Genomic DNA, 15,850 nt, shown 5'->3' on the forward strand with positions numbered 1-15,850 from the left:
TATGCCCGTGAAAACGCAAAACACTCATGTATTTTTAATATACATGAGTGTTTCTAAAATATAGAAATAAGTACTAGAAACTATTTTGCGACAGCAGCCTTTGCTTCGTCTAAAAATGTAATCTCTACTGCTTCAGTTAAAATATCTGTGTAGCTATACGATACGCGCTTGCACGTATTGTCTTCTTGATCGAGCTCTACTACAAAGATGGCGCGATATGTCTCACGTAGTATCCCTGCACACTCAACCGTTTTCTTGCGACCACCGTTTGCTTTTAATTGCAAACGTTTACCCAAATGACAATCCAACGACTTTTTAATGTCCGCTAAAGTTTTTGGCATTTTCGCTTACACCTCACTAATAACAAGTATAAGCTAATGGCCCAAAAATGTCAACAAAATATAATATTTTATCAGCCTCTTATAAATCTTGTCAACTTATTTTTTATAAAAAAATATATATTTTTTTACATATCCGAAAAATTGTTAACAAAAATTTTTACTTTGCAAATACAGGATGAAGTGCATCAGCTAATTTCCCAAACTCTTGAATTGAAAGTGTTTCTCCACGGCGAGTTGGCTCAATATTTGCTAACTCTAATGCCTGTAAAATTTGATCCTTTTGTGCCTTTCCATTAGGTAAACCAGATTGCAGGTTATTATAGATTGTTTTTCTTCGCTGTACGAATGAAGCACGCGTTACAACAAATAGAAAATCCTCATCTATTACTTTTACTGGTGGTTCCTCATGCTTAATAAGGCGAATTACTGCAGAGTCGACGTTAGGTTGCGGCATGAAAACGGTTTTTGGCACTGTCATCGCAATATCTGCTTTCACGTAATATTGTATTGCAATTGATAAAGAACCATATTCTTTCGTCCCTGGCTTAGCTGTTATACGGTCTGCTACCTCTTTCTGCATCATCACAACAAAACCACGGATCGGTAATCGGTCATTGAGTAATTTCAGTAAAATTGGAGTCGTTACATAATACGGTAAATTTGCTACAACCATAATATCATCAATACCTGGCATCTCATCTGCAATTACTTTCTCCACATCTGCCTTAAGTATGTCAGAGTGAATAATAGACACATTATTATATGGACTAAGCGTATCTTCTAGTACAGGTAATAAACGTTGGTCAATTTCAAAGGAAACTACCTTTTTAGCGCTTCTCGCCAAATGCTCAGTTAATGCCCCAATCCCAGGACCAACTTCAATTGCGCCACTATTCTCAGTTAAATTGGCGTGACTCACTATATTTCTTAAAATGTTCGGGTCAATTAAGAAGTTTTGACCTAAACTTTTTTTAAATGAAAAACCATACTTTTTTAATATTTCTTGTGTTCGAATTGGTGTAGCAATATCCTTATGCATCATTTTCCTCCTGATCTAACTGTGCGATAGCCGCACCAAATTGCTCCTCTGTAATCTGAAACATTTTCAATCTTTTATGAAGTTGTTTACCATTTGTAGCACCTATATTTAAAATTTCCCCTAGTCTATCACGACGCTGCTTTGATTGTGGATGTCCAATTAAACGAGCAGTCATTAAATCTTCCAGTGTAATTACCGCTTCGTTTAGCACCTCATGTATAGGGGTATAAACATGTTGTAATGCCTCACGTATATCCTCATCAGCAGCATGCTCAATCCCTAACCCTTTACCGTTTTTAGCGATCGTTTTCGCTTTTGGTAAAAAGGCATGCTTCACCCCTTTTACACGCTCCTCGATAATGGCGCGTATTCGACGTCCTGGATAGTCTGGATCAGTAAATACAATAACTCCACGTTTTTCTTGGGCGTGCTGAATTCGCTTTAACGTTTCTTCAGAAATTGCAGATCCATTCGTTTCTATAGTATCTGCTTGTACAGCACGTTTAATAGCTGTCGTATCATCTTTTCCTTCAACAACAATAATTTCTTTAATTTGCAAAAAGGCTCCTCTTTTCTATCTACCTTATCTTCTGACCATTTTACAACTGCTCTATACGATTTGTACAGGAATACAAGGTTCAGATGAGCTTATCTTATTCAACTTACTCTCTACATACCTTACAACATCATTTGCTAAAAAATAATAAAGAAGCCTTCCCGCCAGTCAAAACAGGAAAGCTCCATTTGTGAAAAACATTTTGATTAATTTTACAATTTTTTTAATTTAATACTTTAACGCGCACTTTCTTACGTCCCCAGTTACGTGCTTGGGCATCTGTTTGTACAAGTATGTCAATCTTATTACCCTTAATTGACCCACCAGTATCCCCAGCTATAGCAGTTCCATAGCCTTCTACCCAAACCTTTGATCCTAACTTAATAACAGAAGGGTCAACTGCGATCACCTTCAAGCCAGAATTTGAACGTAGGTTTATACCAGTTGCTGATGTACCAGTACAACCGTTGCAATATGGTGTATATGCTGTTGCCGTTACATAAAATTCTTTTCCGTTAGTAGGCTCTGCAGAACCACGTGACACAGTTGCTGCACTTGCAACAATTGTTTTTGTGCCTACAGCAACCACTTGCTTCTTCGGCTCTTTTAACACTTTCTCAGATTGTAGGTTTTTTGCCACAACCTTACCGTTTTCTTTGACAACCTCATACGTACGAGAAATCGAACCCTTCTCGCCCGTTGCTACTACTTTTTGTTTCCCCTTTTGCAATGAAGCATCCTGCTTCTTTTCAACTGCGAAATCTAAAGAGTCTTCCACTACATCGATAACCTTTTCTACGCGAACTACTGTGATTTTACTCTCCGGAGTAATAACGTTCTCCAGGTTATTTTCGACACGATCGAATTCATTTAGCTGAATTCCTTGTTGTTTTAAAAAGTTAGCGACCGTAGTCGAAGTGGACCATACTTGTCTTTTATTTACGCCATCGACAAGCGCTACTTGAAACGCTTTTTGAATATCGATTTTGTTTTCTGCTCCTAGTTCAGTATCTAGACCTTGCGCTAAAGAGTCATGTTCAGATACTTTAATATTTGCTTCCTTCAAAATGTCCTTCACAAGTGTTTCAGTTGTCCAAACTTTTGACTGATTTCCATCAACTGAAATAGTTACTTCTTTTGCCTGTTCCCATGTAATTGCTAATCCATTAACAATTTTGGTGTTCAGAGAGGGTGAAATTTTGTCATGCTCTGCTATATCTATATTTTGATTTTGTAATAATTGTTCTACAGTTTTGGCATGTGTTGATACTTCGATTGTTTCTCCATTTGCTTCAAGCTTAACGGATTTTTTCGTACCTTGATAAAGCACGAAAGAGATTACAGACACAAACAGGACAAGTGAGATAATTCTTATCACTGTTTGCTTACTCCTCAATGATCCTAAGAACAAGTTTTTCATGGAATTATTTGACATGAAAAAACGCCTCCTTAATACAAGGTTGGATTATACGGACTAGTTTTGGCACTGTCAACCCGAAAGTATTTCTCTGAAAATTGACTTCTTGTTTTTTGCCAACCACAAACCCTGTATTGGAGGCATCTAAGCTAGTTAATTGTCAATCCCAAAAAAATTTTTCGCATTGGTTGTAGTTGCTTGTGCAATTTCCTCAATTGTCAACCCTTTCAAACGTGCGATTTCCTCAGCAACTAAAGGCACGAAAGCGGGTTCATTGCGCTTACCTCGATGTGGATGTGGAGCTAAATAAGGAGCGTCTGTTTCAATCATCAAGTGCTCAAGAGCTATTTCTGTAGCTACTTCCTTTGGTAGACGTGCATTTTTAAATGTCACTGGTCCCCCAAGACTAATCATAAAATTCATTGCTATACATTCACGCGCTGTTTCTACACTTCCACTAAAGCAGTGCATAACACCCCCTACGGATGCAGCATTTTCTTCACGTAAAATTTGTACAACATCACCTGTTGCATCCCTATTATGAATAACGATTGGTAAATTGATCTTTTGAGCTAATTGAATTTGCTTGCGAAAAAGTTCCTGTTGAACGTCTTTTGGAGACTTATCCCAATAGTAGTCCAATCCCGTTTCACCAATGCCAACTATTTTTGGATGTGAAGCTAATTGCTCAATCCACTCTAAATCTTGTTGAGTACAATCAATAGCGTCTACTGGATGCCAGCCAATGACACCGTAAACAAAATCATATTGCTCTATTAATTGCATTGTTCTCTCAATGGTTTTACGGTCGAAACCAATAACTACCATTCGTTCTACTTTAGCTTCAAGAGCTCTATCAATCACTTCTTGAAGATCTTCCTCATACTGATCTGCGTTTAAATGTACGTGTGTATCTATAAACATCTTCATTCTCCTAACATTGATTTTATTAAAATTTATTATTTCATATTTTTCGTGATCATTACAATTTCATTACAAACTATTCGACATTGTGACATTCCACTTAATCGACATTACCACAAGTAGTTCTTCAGGCCCATAAAACCAAGTTTTTCACGCATCATAAATTATATCAAAATAATTTAATCCCGATTTCTCTAACAGATTTGAAAAGCCTGCTGAATAATTCATATTCAGCAGGCCTTCCTTAAGTTCATTACTTTACTTTTGCACCATTTTCAAGTTTAGGATCAACTGATGCTAATTTTAAAATTCCATCTTTCTCACCAGCTAAAATCATTCCTTGTGATATTTCACCACGTAATTTTACTGGTTTTAAATTTGCTACGACAATCACTTTTTGACCTATTAAATCATCTGGTGTATAGAATTTCGCAATACCTGAAACTACTTGACGTTGCTCATATCCTAGATCAACTTGTAGCTTTAATAATTTATCTGCTTTCGGAACAGTTTCACATGCAGTCACAGTAGCTACACGCAAATCAACTTTCATAAAATCATCAATAGTAATTTCAGGAATTTCTGGATTTTCTTCAGTTTTTTCTACCTTTTTAATTTCTTCATCCTGTGGTGTTTTCACAGACCCACGCATTTCCTCACGAATATAAGTAATCTCAACCTCATTTTCTAAGCGTGGGAAAATCGGTATCCCTTTTTCTACCACTTTAATGTTTGCTGGAATAGTATTGCCGAATGTTGCAATTGTATCCCATGCTAAGAATTTGTCATCTAATCCTAACTGATCGATCATACGTTTAGGAGTTGTTGTCATAAATGGTTGCAACATGACAGCGATTTGGTGTAAGCTTTCTGCCAAATTTCGCATAACTGCACCTAATTTTGGCTTGTCTGACTCTTCCTTTGCTAACACCCATGGTTGTGTCTCATCTATATACTTATTTGTGCGTGAAACAAGCGTCCATAAGTCAGCAAGAACGACACTAAATTGCATTTTTTCCATACTTTCTTCATATTTAATACGTACCGACTCAGCTTGCTCTTTTAAAGCTGCATCAAATTCTGTCGGTTGAAGATTTTCTGTCGGAATAATACCATCAAAATATTTATTAATCATTGAAATTGTACGATTTAATAAGTTCCCTAAATCATTAGCCAGATCAAAGTTTGTACGTTCAATAAATGATTCTGGTGAAAATACCCCATCAGAGCCAAATGGTAATTCTCGTAATAGGAAATAACGTGTCGCATCTAGACCATAACGCTCGATTAACATTTCAGGATAAATTACATTGCCCTTTGATTTAGACATTTTACCGTCTTTCATCATAATAAAACCATGAGCAAATACCTTTTTCGGTAATGGCAAATCTAATGCCATTAAGAAGATTGGCCAATAAATCGTGTGGAAACGAACAATATCCTTGCCAACTACATGTACATCTGCTGGCCAATATTTATTGAATAATGATTCATCTTCTGATAGATAACCTAAGGCTGTAATATAATTCGTTAATGCATCAACCCATACATAAATAACATGCTTTGGATCTCCTGGTACTTTAATTCCCCAGTCGAAGGATGTTCTTGATACCGATAAATCCTCTAGCCCTGGTTTAATGAAGTTGTTGATCATTTCATTTTTTCGTGATTCTGGCTCAATGAATTCAAGGTTCTCTTCATAATAAGCTAATAAACGATCTGCATATTTCTTCATATTAAAGAAGTACGATTCTTCTTTAACCTTATGCACCGGACGACCACAATCAGGACAGTTCCCGTCAACTAGTTGAGTCTCAGTAAAGAATGATTCACACGGTGTACAGTACCAGCCTTCATATTCACCTTTATAGATATCACCATTATCTAAAAACTTTTGGAAAATCTTTTCGACAGCTTTCGTATGTCGATCCTGCGTTGTTTGAATAAAGTCATCATAAGAAATATCCATTAAACCCCAAAGTTTTTTCGCAGCATCGGCAATTTCATTTACATAATCTTGAGGATGTTTACCCGCTTCAGCTGCTTTTTCTTGAATTTTTTGGCCATGTTCGTCCATTCCTGTTAAAAAGCGTACATCATAACCTTTTAAACGTTTATAGCGTGCAATAGTATCAGATGCTACTGTTGTATATGCCGTACCAATATGAAATTTCCCACTTGGATAGTAAATGGGTGTTGTTATATAGAATGTTTTTTGTTGTTCACTCACAAGAACTGCCTCCATTGTTTTACAATATACTTTCTATTCTAACGAAGTACGAAATTCGTTTCAATGAAAGTTTATTAAACGCGAAAATTGTCGAATAATATATTTAATCCATTAAATGACTTAAATAAGAACCTTTTTTACTATTAACAAAAATATTTATTAAAAACCTTTTAAAAAAATTAAAATACCTGCATTCTTCTCAAAAAATTTTTTTAAAAACCATAATATTAGTGCATTAATTAATTGACGTTTATGGCATTACTTGGTATGATAACTATCAGACAAAGAAATAATGTCGAAATTTGACGAAATACCAATATAACTTTTATAAATTAGGAGGAAATCTATTATGAAATCAACAGGGATTGTTCGTAAAGTCGATGAGTTAGGTCGTGTAGTAATTCCTATCGAGTTACGCCGTACGCTAGGTATTGCTGAAAAGGACGCTTTAGAAATCTATGTGGATGATGATAAAATCATCTTAAAAAAATATATGCCTAATATGACATGTGCTGTTACTGGTGAAGTTTCAGATGATAACTTCCGTCTAGTTGGAGGCAAATTAATTTTAAGTCCAGAAGGCGCAGAAATGTTAGTTAAAGAAATTCAATCTAACTTAAAAAAATAATTAGTTTCTCACCTAGATCAAAACAGTGATTTAGGTGTTTCTGTTTATTAATATAACCAATTTCTTAACCCCTTATAATGTCCATGTCAGACCTTTCTATTTAAGGTTACTATTATTTACAATTATTATCAATTTAAAATTGTGTCTCAAAATTATTACTTTTCAACTTTTAAGTTTCGAGTCATTAACTAAATAAAAATAAAGAGCTACCCTAATAAGGTAACTCTTTACTATTATTCACTATGATATTCATTATAAACATCTCGCTTTGCCACTTGCCTTAACTTAGCTACTTCTTTAATGGCTTCTTTTGAAGATACATTCGATTGATTGATAATGAAATCAACATGTTCAACAATGGACATGTTTTGCCAATAGGCTTCTTCATGATCTTCCTCTTCTACACAGCTATTACCTTCAAGAACAATACAAAACTCTCCTCGTATTTCTTCAGTTTGTGACCATTCTACAGCTTCAGACAAAGTACCTCGTAAAAACTCTTCAAACTTCTTTGTCAGCTCTCGAGCTAAAACAATACGACGTTCCCCGAGTATAGCTTCCATATCTTTTAATGTATCCTTTAAGCGATGTGGTGCCTCATATAGTAAAATCGTTTCTTGGCGTTTTTTTAATTGTTCTAATTGCTGGCGACGTTCCTTTTTTCCGCGATTCAAAAATCCATAAAAGAAAAATGGCTGTGGCGATAACCCAGATGCAATTAATGCTGAAATTGCTGCATTAGGCCCTGGCACTGGTACAACAGAAAAGTTTTGGGCAATTGCTTTTTCCACTATATCTGCACCTGGATCAGAAATACAAGGTAAACCTGCATCACTTACTAATGCAATTGTTTTTCCTTCTTGTAGTAATGTTAATAATTTTTCTCCACCTACGGCTATATTATGCTCATGGTAGCTGATTAGTGGTGTGTCAATCTCAAAGTAGTTACACAGCTTTTTGGTGTTTCTAGTATCTTCTGCAGCGATAATATCTGCTTCTTTTAAAATGCGAAGTGCACGCACACTCATATCCTCTAAATTACCAATAGGTGTTCCTACCAGATATAAACAACCTGTCTGATCGTGTATTGTACTTTTTTGTGATTTCACGATTCACCCCTCCTTATATAATTAATTTTCTGTGTTCTTGTTAATTGCTTAAAGGCATATTCAGCACGCATTGCTTCTTGCTTTGTCTCGAATATTTCTTTGTAAATACATTTCACTGGACCTCTAGCTCTTGTATATTTTGCTCCTTTACCAGCGTTATGTACAGCAACACGTTTTTCTATATTATTTGTATACCCTGCATAAAGAGTTTGATCAGCACACTCTAACACATAAAAGTAGTGATTATTGCTCTTTTCCATAAAGAATTTCTCTCACTTCTGTCGTGTATTCATTATTGGCATCATAAACATACAACGGCGGCAGAATTTTTAAATCAGGCTTTCCATCTTTTATTCCTTCTATTAATAATGTATTAGCCTCTTTCCCTTCCTTCGGATAAATGAGCTGCATCCGTTTGGGCTCTAAGCGATTTGCTCGCATAGCTGTCACAATATCTAATAATCGCCCAGGTCGGTGAACAAATGCGGCCTTGCCCCCTTGCTTTAATAATTTACTTGCGGATTGAATCGCTTCTTCCAATGTTAAATACAATTCATGGCGTGCAATGGCATGATGCTCACTGAGATTTTTATCACTCGCTTCATGTGCTAAAAAATAGGGTGGATTACAGGTAACCACATCATACTTTTCAATGCCAAGTTGTTTTGGTATTTCTTTAACATCTCCAAGAATCATTTGAATTTGCTGTTCTAGCTGATTGTAACGGATACTTCTCTCTGCCATCTCAAATAAACGTGGCTGAATTTCTACGCCTGTTATCTGTCCCTTTGTACGTGCACTTAAAAAAGTGGAATCACACCATTTCCTGAGCATAAATCAACGATTTTTCCCTTATGATAAGGAATACTGACAAATTTCGAAAGCAATACTGCATCTAATGAGAACGAAAAGACAGAGGGACTTTGAATAATACGTAAATTCTCAGCCAACAAATAATCTAACCGCTCGTCGCCTTTTAGCCATTTTTCCATGCTTACTCCTCCTACGCTACAAAACAAAAGACTGACACCACCGTAGCGGGAATCAGCCTTTTATTACACATTTTGTTTATTTAAAAATGATAGACAGAACAGACAATCCTCACCCTTACGTGAACTTCCAAAATGAACATGGCAAACATGGAAGCCCTCTTGGTAGAGGCGAGCTAAGTTATCATATCCCTCACCAATATCTAGCGGACTCTCTTTCTTTACTTCAGCAGCTTGTACGGAGTTTGTATTAGAAAGTAGTTCTTCCAGACGTGTACGTAGGTGATGATTTTCTGTTTCAAGCGCCTTATGCTCTTCCATCATTAACGCTACAAATTGTTTCAATGCACCAAATTGCTCCTGCATTGCTTCGAGCTGTTGTTCGAACTCCATAACGGTATCTAAGAAATTACGGTCCTTCACCCAAGCCACCTCGTTAAATTCTCTATCTTAAATAAGATTTTTTTCGCATGCTAGCAGTTCTTCTAGTGTATACTCAACTGTGCGTTCCTGCTCATGTAAATATACTTGAATAAGTCTTTCCAGCACATTTAGCCCTACTACTTTCCCACGGCCATCTGGTGTCATTGTTATCTCACCAACATCTGGCATGCCCTCTTTTGCTTCTTCATATTCATCATTTTCATACTTTAAGCAACACATTAAACGTCCACAAAGGCCAGATATTTTTGAAGGGTTTAATGATAGGTTTTGATCTTTAGCCATTTTAATCGAAACGGGCTCAAAATCACCCAAAAATGTGGAACAACAAAGCATTCTACCACATGGACCGATACCACCTAAAAGCTTGGCTTCATCACGCACACCAATTTGACGAAGTTCAATACGTGTTCTAAAAACCGAGGCTAAATCTTTTACTAGATCCCTAAAATCAACTCGTCCTTCAGCTGTAAAGTAAAAAATAATTTTATTACGATCAAATGTATATTCAACATCTACAAGTTTCATTTCTAAATTATGCTCTATAATTTTAGTACTAGCGAGCTCAAATGCACGCTTTGATTCCGCTGCATTTTCCTCTACTTGTATACGATCACGATCATCTGCTGGTCTAAGTACTTGTTTTAGTGGTAATACAACATCATTATCACCCACAACTTTTTGAGGGACAACTACTTTTCCATACTCTACACCGCGGGCTGTCTCTACAATAACATATTGACTATCCTCTAGTAGAAATGATGCCGGATCAAAATAATATATTTTACCCGCCTTTTTAAAGCGGACTCCTACTACATTATACAAATGTATATCCCTCCTGCAGATTTAGCATTAACTGCTCCATCAATAACGTCCTATTCATGTTACGCTGTAAAGAGGCGCGTGCTTGTAAAATAGATTCCATCTGATTTGATAATCTTTCATAAGTGGAATATAACGCAACTTCTTTAAATAGTGGTAACATGTCTGGATAAGTACAAGCTGCCTCGGGATTAGCTTTTATTGACACTATATCACGGTAAGCAAATAGTAGTAAATCCAATGCTTGCTCCATCTCGCTTTTTTCTTTAAAGTGAGGCAACCACTCTTCATGCACAATAAGCAATGCTTCGTGTACATTTTGCCGAATAGCCTCTACTAATTTTAACACTGTTTTTCGAGCGAGTGCAAACTGCTCATCATTTGCTAAAAAAATCGCTGTTTCGAGCTCATTTGTCATCATGCTTACTGTTGAGGCCATTGAATATGAAATATTATTTTCCTGTAAATGCTTCAACAAAACATGACGTGGCATTTTTTGAAATTTGATATGTTGACAACGAGAACGGATAGTTGGAAGAATTGACTGCATTTGCTCAGTTAGTAATATGGCAGTTACTTCTCCTTCTGGCTCCTCTAAAAATTTAAGTATCATATTTGCAGAGGCTGTATTAAGACGGTCTGCATGATGAAGCACATAAATCTTACGTCCTTCTTCTACACCCACCATTTTCATTTCTCCGATGAGTTCTCGCATCTGATCAATTTTTATGAATTGACCATCTGGATAAATTTGATGAATATTTGGATGATTTCCCGAATCTACACGTTTGCAATTTCGACATGTTTCACATGGAACATTTCCACTTGGTTGCTCACATAACATTAATTTGACAAAAAAGTGCATAATATCTGCCTTGCCTGTCCCTTTTTCGCCATCAAAAATATATGCATGTGCTAATCTATTCTTGTCAAATATTGTTTGAAGCTGCTTCATTACGACTGGTTGCAGTGTGAGTAGCTCTTCAACATTCTTGGCCATACATTTAAATTCCTTCCTGTCTCTACAACAAAAGGTGATACTTTCTTGCACTCTTGTAAAGATTACAGTTGTTTACTTTATGGCGAGTAGCCACATCAACATTTGAAAAAAGCCCGCGCCTAAATGAGAACGAGACACGGGTTTTACATATATAAATTAATTAGTAAGCCTTTAATTTCACCGATTTTATCAAGAAGATCTATTGCTTCTTTTTCTTCGTCTAAGAGATCCTGTGCAAGCTCGACAAGACGTGTATCAATGGTTTCAATGATTTTCAGACGTCTTCCTTCACCAAAACGATTCCAGGTATGTGATTGTTTTAACTCCATACCATGTTCTACTGTCTCTTGTAGAAATCGTTTAACAAGCATTTTAAACCTAGCAAGTTCTCGTAAATTACGTGATCTAGCTACTCGGTCCCCTGCAGTAGATATATCTCCTAACAAACGCGTGAGTTGTTCTGTTTGCAGCTTATTACCTTGCTTGACGACCATATCTCCAAATCGGTTATTTTGATTATTATTTTGTAGTGGCTCTTTGCGATTTGTATTTAACCCGACACGTATATCTTGATTAATCTTCAAGCTGGTTTCGCCCCCACAATTTTCATCTATTTCTCCTACGCATAATCGATTTTAAATAAAATGTTTAATAGTAACAAATAATCAATGATTTAGCTTCGGAGGCTACTTTTTAAAAATGATGGAATTGTTCAATCGGTAAAACAAATACGGTAGCTCCTCCCACCTCTACCTCCACAGGGTAAGGTATATAGGAATCAGCATTGCCTCCTAACGGAGAAACGGGTGCAACCATTTGCTCTCTTGCCCGACAATTATCCCGAATAATATCTAAAAGTTTGGGTATGAGAGAGTCTTCAGTTCCTATAAGAAATGTCGTATTTCCTGAACGTAAAAATCCTCCTGTGCTCGCTAATTTAGTTGCGCGAAACTGATTTTTCGTTAAAGCATTTGATAAGCGGCTGCTATCCTGATCTTGCACTACAGCTACGACTAACTTCATTCGCACTCACCCCTTTTATAAAATTCACCTAGATAGATTTCAATTCTATACTTAATCTTAGTTCATCTGTTGAACTAGAGGAACATCATCATGTTGATACAAAAACTCTATAAGAAAGTTTTAAAAGAGACATCTACAAGGTTCCCTAAACACATAATGTATCTTACACGAAGGTGTGTCTGACCTAATAGGTACTTCGACAATTGTTGCCCTTCTAGTGAAGATAAATTAATGGATAGTATCATTATATCACATTGTTGTAGACAACTTCATGCATTTACTGCATTGCTTCCAATAATAATAACCATACATCTTCAACAACATTTTCAATATCTTGATCTGCATTGACTACACGTATTCGCTCTGGGTACTGCTCTACTAATTGTAAATATCCTTCACGTACCTTCTGATGAAACGGCAAGCTTTCAACATCTAAGCGGTTTACTTCCCGATTGCCAGTTGCATGAATACGCGCTAAGCCAACCTCTGGAGCAAGATCAAATAGTATGGTCACGTCAGGTAATTTCTTCCCAATAGCAAATTCATTAATAGAAAGTACCTCATTGACACCTATACCTCTTGCATATCCTTGATAAGCTAAAGAGGAATCGATAAAACGGTCACATATCACTAACTTCCCTGCATCTAAGGCAGGACGTACTTTCTCAAAATAATGCTGGCTTCTTGCTGCAGCATATAACAATGCTTCTGTTCGTTCATCCATAGCAGTATGTGCAGGATTCAAAATAATCGTTCTTATTTTTTCTGCAATCTCAATTCCACCTGGTTCTCTTGTTGCTAGAACTTCAATATTATTTTTTTTTAATCGCTCTGCTATCATTTGAATGACCGTTGTTTTTCCTGCTCCCTCTGGTCCTTCAAATGTAATAAATAAATTGCTATTCATGCTGTTATTGCCTCCAACTATTTAATAACCTGAATCATTTTATCTGCTAAACGATGATTCCCCTGGAATGTTGCACCTGCTGCTAGTAGCTCTTCCAATTGACTTAACTTAGCTACTGTTATTCTTTCACCTGGTACTAATAATGGTATACCAGGTGGATAAGGAATGATCATATTCGCTGAAATTCGCCCCATTGTACGCATATATGGTAACCATTCTTTCTTTAATGATGCAACCTCATTAAAGGTATATATAGGCTCAGTAATCGGTACAAAATGATAGGCTGTTTGAGAAGCCGTTATGCTATCTGTTTTAGCTGTATTTAATAGCGTTGTTACGGCCTCTTTTATACGAACCCTGATTTCAGCAAATGGGTAGGTATGTCCCTGCTTCAGCAAAGGTAACACAAATAAAACCTGATTGGCATCTGCAAGTTCCCCATATACATGCTTTGCCTCTAATGCCTCCTGTAATTGAAAGCCACTATAACCATTAACACGTAGCAATACTTTAAGTGGATCATCTACTTCAATTACTTCTAATGATCCAATTGCTCGTAATGCATCTACCCATTGATTCTTTTTTTCTATTATATATGCCCCATCACTCTCCATATATGTCTGTACATAATAGCGAGCATCATCTAATGATGCTAATAATAAGTAAGATGGACTACTAGATTGTAACATGCGTAAGTAATGATGTATTTTATCAGCCTCTATCAATGCCGACTTAACATGCATAAAAGAGGCCATCGTCATAGCAGGTAAAGTTTTATGAGCTGATTGAACAACAACGTCTGCACCAAGTGTCAATGCGGATGGCTGAAATAGCGTACATGCATTAAAATGAGCGCCATGTGCTTCATCCACCAATACAGGTATTCCCTTCTCATGACAATAAGCAATTTGTTGCTGTATGTCATTCGAAGTCATCCCATAATAAGTAGGATATGTTAACACTACTGCTTTCGCCTCTGAATAATTTTCTACGGCTTCTTTTAAATCTCTATAAGCTACATGTGTCGCCGACATTGTCCGTTCATCCCATAGCGGCGACACAAAAATTGGCTTAGCCCCAACAAGTTCAATAGCATGGAAAATTGATTTATGTGCATTACGCTGAACTATAATGGTATCGTCTTTGTTACAAGTAGCATAAATCATTGCTAAATTTCCAACAGTAGACCCTCCTACCAAAAAGAAACTCTTCGTTGCTCCATATGTATCTGCCAATAAATTCTCGGCTTCTAATATCATTTCCTCAGGGTAATGTAGATCATCTAATCCTGATAACTCAGTTACATCATAACGCATTACATCCTTAAATGCTTGTGGAAGGTGGGACAGTTCACCATGCTTATGACCTGGGACATGAAAAGAAATATTTTGTTGCTGTCGAAAACGTTCTAACCCTTCTATAATTGGTTTTTTCTTATGCAAAACAAACACCCATTTTCGTTAGATTCTCCTTTAATTATACGAAATTATAAGGAGAGAAAAAAGCTATCCCTCCGCATGGTAATCCACTTTTTATTTAGTAACAAACCTTTTCATCAAAGTTAATCACAGCTTGATGTCATTATCGTTGACGCCTCACCCAAAAAAAGAGTCATCTATACCTAAACCATCATTTTTGTAGCAATAAGAGTTGCTTATTAAAATAAAACCGATTATTGCTGTTATCTGTAATAATCGGCTCACCACTTATTTTCATATAACTAGTCTTGTAATGCTTGAATGGCCATTGCTTCCACTAATTGCTCAATCAACCCAGGTACAAAATTATCTAATACTGGATTCATCATTCCTGCTAAAAATCCACTTGCTTTCATTGTTAAATTACCAGTCAGTTGTGGTGATTCATTTTGATTTTGTATGATTTCAAAAGAACCATTACCATTTATAGGATCAGATAAACCCTCTAATTCAAACTGTATTTGATGAGCATCTGAATTGTTTACTTTAAGTTTTACTTTAACAGCTTTCTGAATTATACCAAAGTCTCCTTGGAAGACCCAGATCATATCGTCTTCATTTAGTAATTCGTGATGTAAGTAACCTGGTATTAAAACAGCCCATTGTTCCTTATTATGAATAAAACCCTCTAATTTATTTTTCTGTATATTGATTACCTTACTATATTGTCCTGTTGCCATTCCATTGCACCCCTTTGAATATTTTGATCACTCTATTAAACTTTAACATTTTCTAGATTTCAAAACATACAAAAAAACCACTGATTTCTCAGTGGTTACTTTTTGCCTAGCGACGTCCTACTCTCACAGGGGGAAGCCCCCAACTACCATCGGCGCTAAAGAGCTTAACTTCCGTGTTCGGTATGGGAACGGGTGTGACCTCTTTGCCATCATCACTAGACTTTGTATTTAATTGAAAGATTTATTCTTTCAAAACTGGATAAACG

Annotated in this window: 17 protein-coding genes, 1 rRNA gene and 1 pseudogene; 1 reads left to right on the top strand and 18 read right to left on the bottom strand. The window is 36.3% G+C overall.

Annotated features, from left to right (window positions below; genetic code table 11):
- Window positions 1-80 precede the first annotated feature (80 nt).
- The 6 genes from veg to metG form a co-directional block, all read right to left on the bottom strand.
- A complete protein-coding gene (gene veg, locus HXV90_RS15135; protein ID WP_004229199.1) occupies window positions 81-341 on the bottom strand; it encodes a biofilm formation stimulator Veg in 261 nt (86 codons plus the stop codon).
- A gap of 157 nt (window positions 342-498) precedes the next feature.
- On the bottom strand, window positions 499-1,380 hold the full coding sequence (rsmA, locus tag HXV90_RS15140; RefSeq protein ID WP_048395444.1) for a 16S rRNA (adenine(1518)-N(6)/adenine(1519)-N(6))-dimethyltransferase RsmA: 882 nt from the start codon (window positions 1,378-1,380) through the stop codon (window positions 499-501).
- Window positions 1,373-1,939 carry a ribonuclease M5 gene (rnmV, locus tag HXV90_RS15145; protein WP_257962298.1) on the bottom strand — a complete coding sequence of 189 codons (567 nt, stop codon included), beginning with the start codon at window positions 1,937-1,939 and terminating at the stop codon, window positions 1,373-1,375. The genes rsmA and rnmV overlap by 8 nt, the downstream gene beginning before the upstream one ends.
- A 220-nt stretch (window positions 1,940-2,159) precedes the next feature.
- The gene (locus HXV90_RS15150) at window positions 2,160-3,371 is read right to left on the bottom strand and encodes a resuscitation-promoting factor (RefSeq protein WP_048395441.1); all 1,212 of its coding nucleotides are present in this window, start codon (window positions 3,369-3,371) and stop codon (window positions 2,160-2,162) included.
- A gap of 135 nt (window positions 3,372-3,506) precedes the next feature.
- Window positions 3,507-4,277 carry a TatD family hydrolase gene (locus HXV90_RS15155; protein ID WP_066038156.1) on the bottom strand — a complete coding sequence of 257 codons (771 nt, stop codon included), beginning with the start codon at window positions 4,275-4,277 and terminating at the stop codon, window positions 3,507-3,509.
- A 253-nt stretch (window positions 4,278-4,530) separates the two neighbouring features.
- Window positions 4,531-6,522 carry a methionine--tRNA ligase gene (gene metG, locus HXV90_RS15160; protein ID WP_369823948.1) on the bottom strand — a complete coding sequence of 664 codons (1,992 nt, stop codon included), beginning with the start codon at window positions 6,520-6,522 and terminating at the stop codon, window positions 4,531-4,533.
- A gap of 334 nt (window positions 6,523-6,856) precedes the next feature.
- Here metG and HXV90_RS15165 point away from each other — a divergent pair, with 334 nt between their 5' ends.
- Complete coding sequence (locus tag HXV90_RS15165; RefSeq protein WP_004229214.1) at window positions 6,857-7,135, top strand: transition state genes transcriptional regulator AbrB; 279 nt, start codon at window positions 6,857-6,859, stop codon at window positions 7,133-7,135.
- Window positions 7,136-7,368: 233 nt separating this feature from the next.
- On the opposite strand, the gene rsmI is transcribed toward HXV90_RS15165, so the two are convergent.
- From rsmI to rrf, 12 genes and pseudogenes are all read right to left on the bottom strand, one after another.
- Entirely contained in the window at window positions 7,369-8,244 is an 876-nt protein-coding gene (gene rsmI / locus HXV90_RS15170) for a 16S rRNA (cytidine(1402)-2'-O)-methyltransferase (RefSeq protein ID WP_048395435.1), read from the bottom strand.
- The gene (locus tag HXV90_RS15175) at window positions 8,241-8,504 is read right to left on the bottom strand and encodes a GIY-YIG nuclease family protein (protein ID WP_004229219.1); all 264 of its coding nucleotides are present in this window, start codon (window positions 8,502-8,504) and stop codon (window positions 8,241-8,243) included. The genes rsmI and HXV90_RS15175 overlap by 4 nt, the downstream gene beginning before the upstream one ends.
- A pseudogene (locus HXV90_RS15180) lies at window positions 8,488-9,236 on the bottom strand (tRNA1(Val) (adenine(37)-N6)-methyltransferase). The gene HXV90_RS15175 and the pseudogene HXV90_RS15180 overlap by 17 nt, the downstream one beginning before the upstream one ends.
- A gap of 63 nt (window positions 9,237-9,299) precedes the next feature.
- Entirely contained in the window at window positions 9,300-9,656 is a 357-nt protein-coding gene (yabA, locus tag HXV90_RS15185) for a DNA replication initiation control protein YabA (RefSeq protein WP_004229222.1), read from the bottom strand.
- A gap of 27 nt (window positions 9,657-9,683) precedes the next feature.
- Window positions 9,684-10,499, bottom strand: coding sequence for a PSP1 domain-containing protein (locus tag HXV90_RS15190; RefSeq protein ID WP_048395431.1), 816 nt, complete (start codon window positions 10,497-10,499; stop codon window positions 9,684-9,686).
- The gene (gene holB / locus HXV90_RS15195; protein ID WP_054548598.1) at window positions 10,492-11,496 is read right to left on the bottom strand and encodes a DNA polymerase III subunit delta'; all 1,005 of its coding nucleotides are present in this window, start codon (window positions 11,494-11,496) and stop codon (window positions 10,492-10,494) included. The genes HXV90_RS15190 and holB overlap by 8 nt, the downstream gene beginning before the upstream one ends.
- Before the next feature lie 143 nt (window positions 11,497-11,639).
- Entirely contained in the window at window positions 11,640-12,080 is a 441-nt protein-coding gene (locus HXV90_RS15200; protein ID WP_004229228.1) for a YaaR family protein, read from the bottom strand.
- 109 nt (window positions 12,081-12,189) lie between these two features.
- Window positions 12,190-12,519 (bottom strand): cyclic-di-AMP receptor, encoded by a 330-nt coding sequence (locus HXV90_RS15205; protein WP_004229230.1) that lies wholly within the window; start codon window positions 12,517-12,519, stop codon window positions 12,190-12,192.
- A 277-nt stretch (window positions 12,520-12,796) separates the two neighbouring features.
- Window positions 12,797-13,426: a dTMP kinase gene (gene tmk, locus HXV90_RS15210; RefSeq protein ID WP_269897533.1), complete on the bottom strand. Its 630-nt coding sequence runs from the start codon at window positions 13,424-13,426 to the stop codon at window positions 12,797-12,799.
- Between the two features lie 17 nt (window positions 13,427-13,443).
- A complete protein-coding gene (locus HXV90_RS15215; protein ID WP_269897534.1) occupies window positions 13,444-14,877 on the bottom strand; it encodes an aminotransferase class I/II-fold pyridoxal phosphate-dependent enzyme in 1,434 nt (477 codons plus the stop codon).
- A 269-nt stretch (window positions 14,878-15,146) separates the two neighbouring features.
- The gene (locus HXV90_RS15220) at window positions 15,147-15,584 is read right to left on the bottom strand and encodes an SRPBCC domain-containing protein (RefSeq protein WP_269897535.1); all 438 of its coding nucleotides are present in this window, start codon (window positions 15,582-15,584) and stop codon (window positions 15,147-15,149) included.
- 104 nt (window positions 15,585-15,688) lie between these two features.
- A 5S ribosomal RNA gene (gene rrf / locus HXV90_RS15225) occupies window positions 15,689-15,804 on the bottom strand.
- Between the last annotated feature and the right edge of the window lie 46 nt (window positions 15,805-15,850).

Source organism: Lysinibacillus sp. JK80 (assembly GCF_027557635.1).
Classification (GTDB): Bacteria; Bacillota; Bacilli; order Bacillales_A; family Planococcaceae; genus Lysinibacillus; species Lysinibacillus capsici.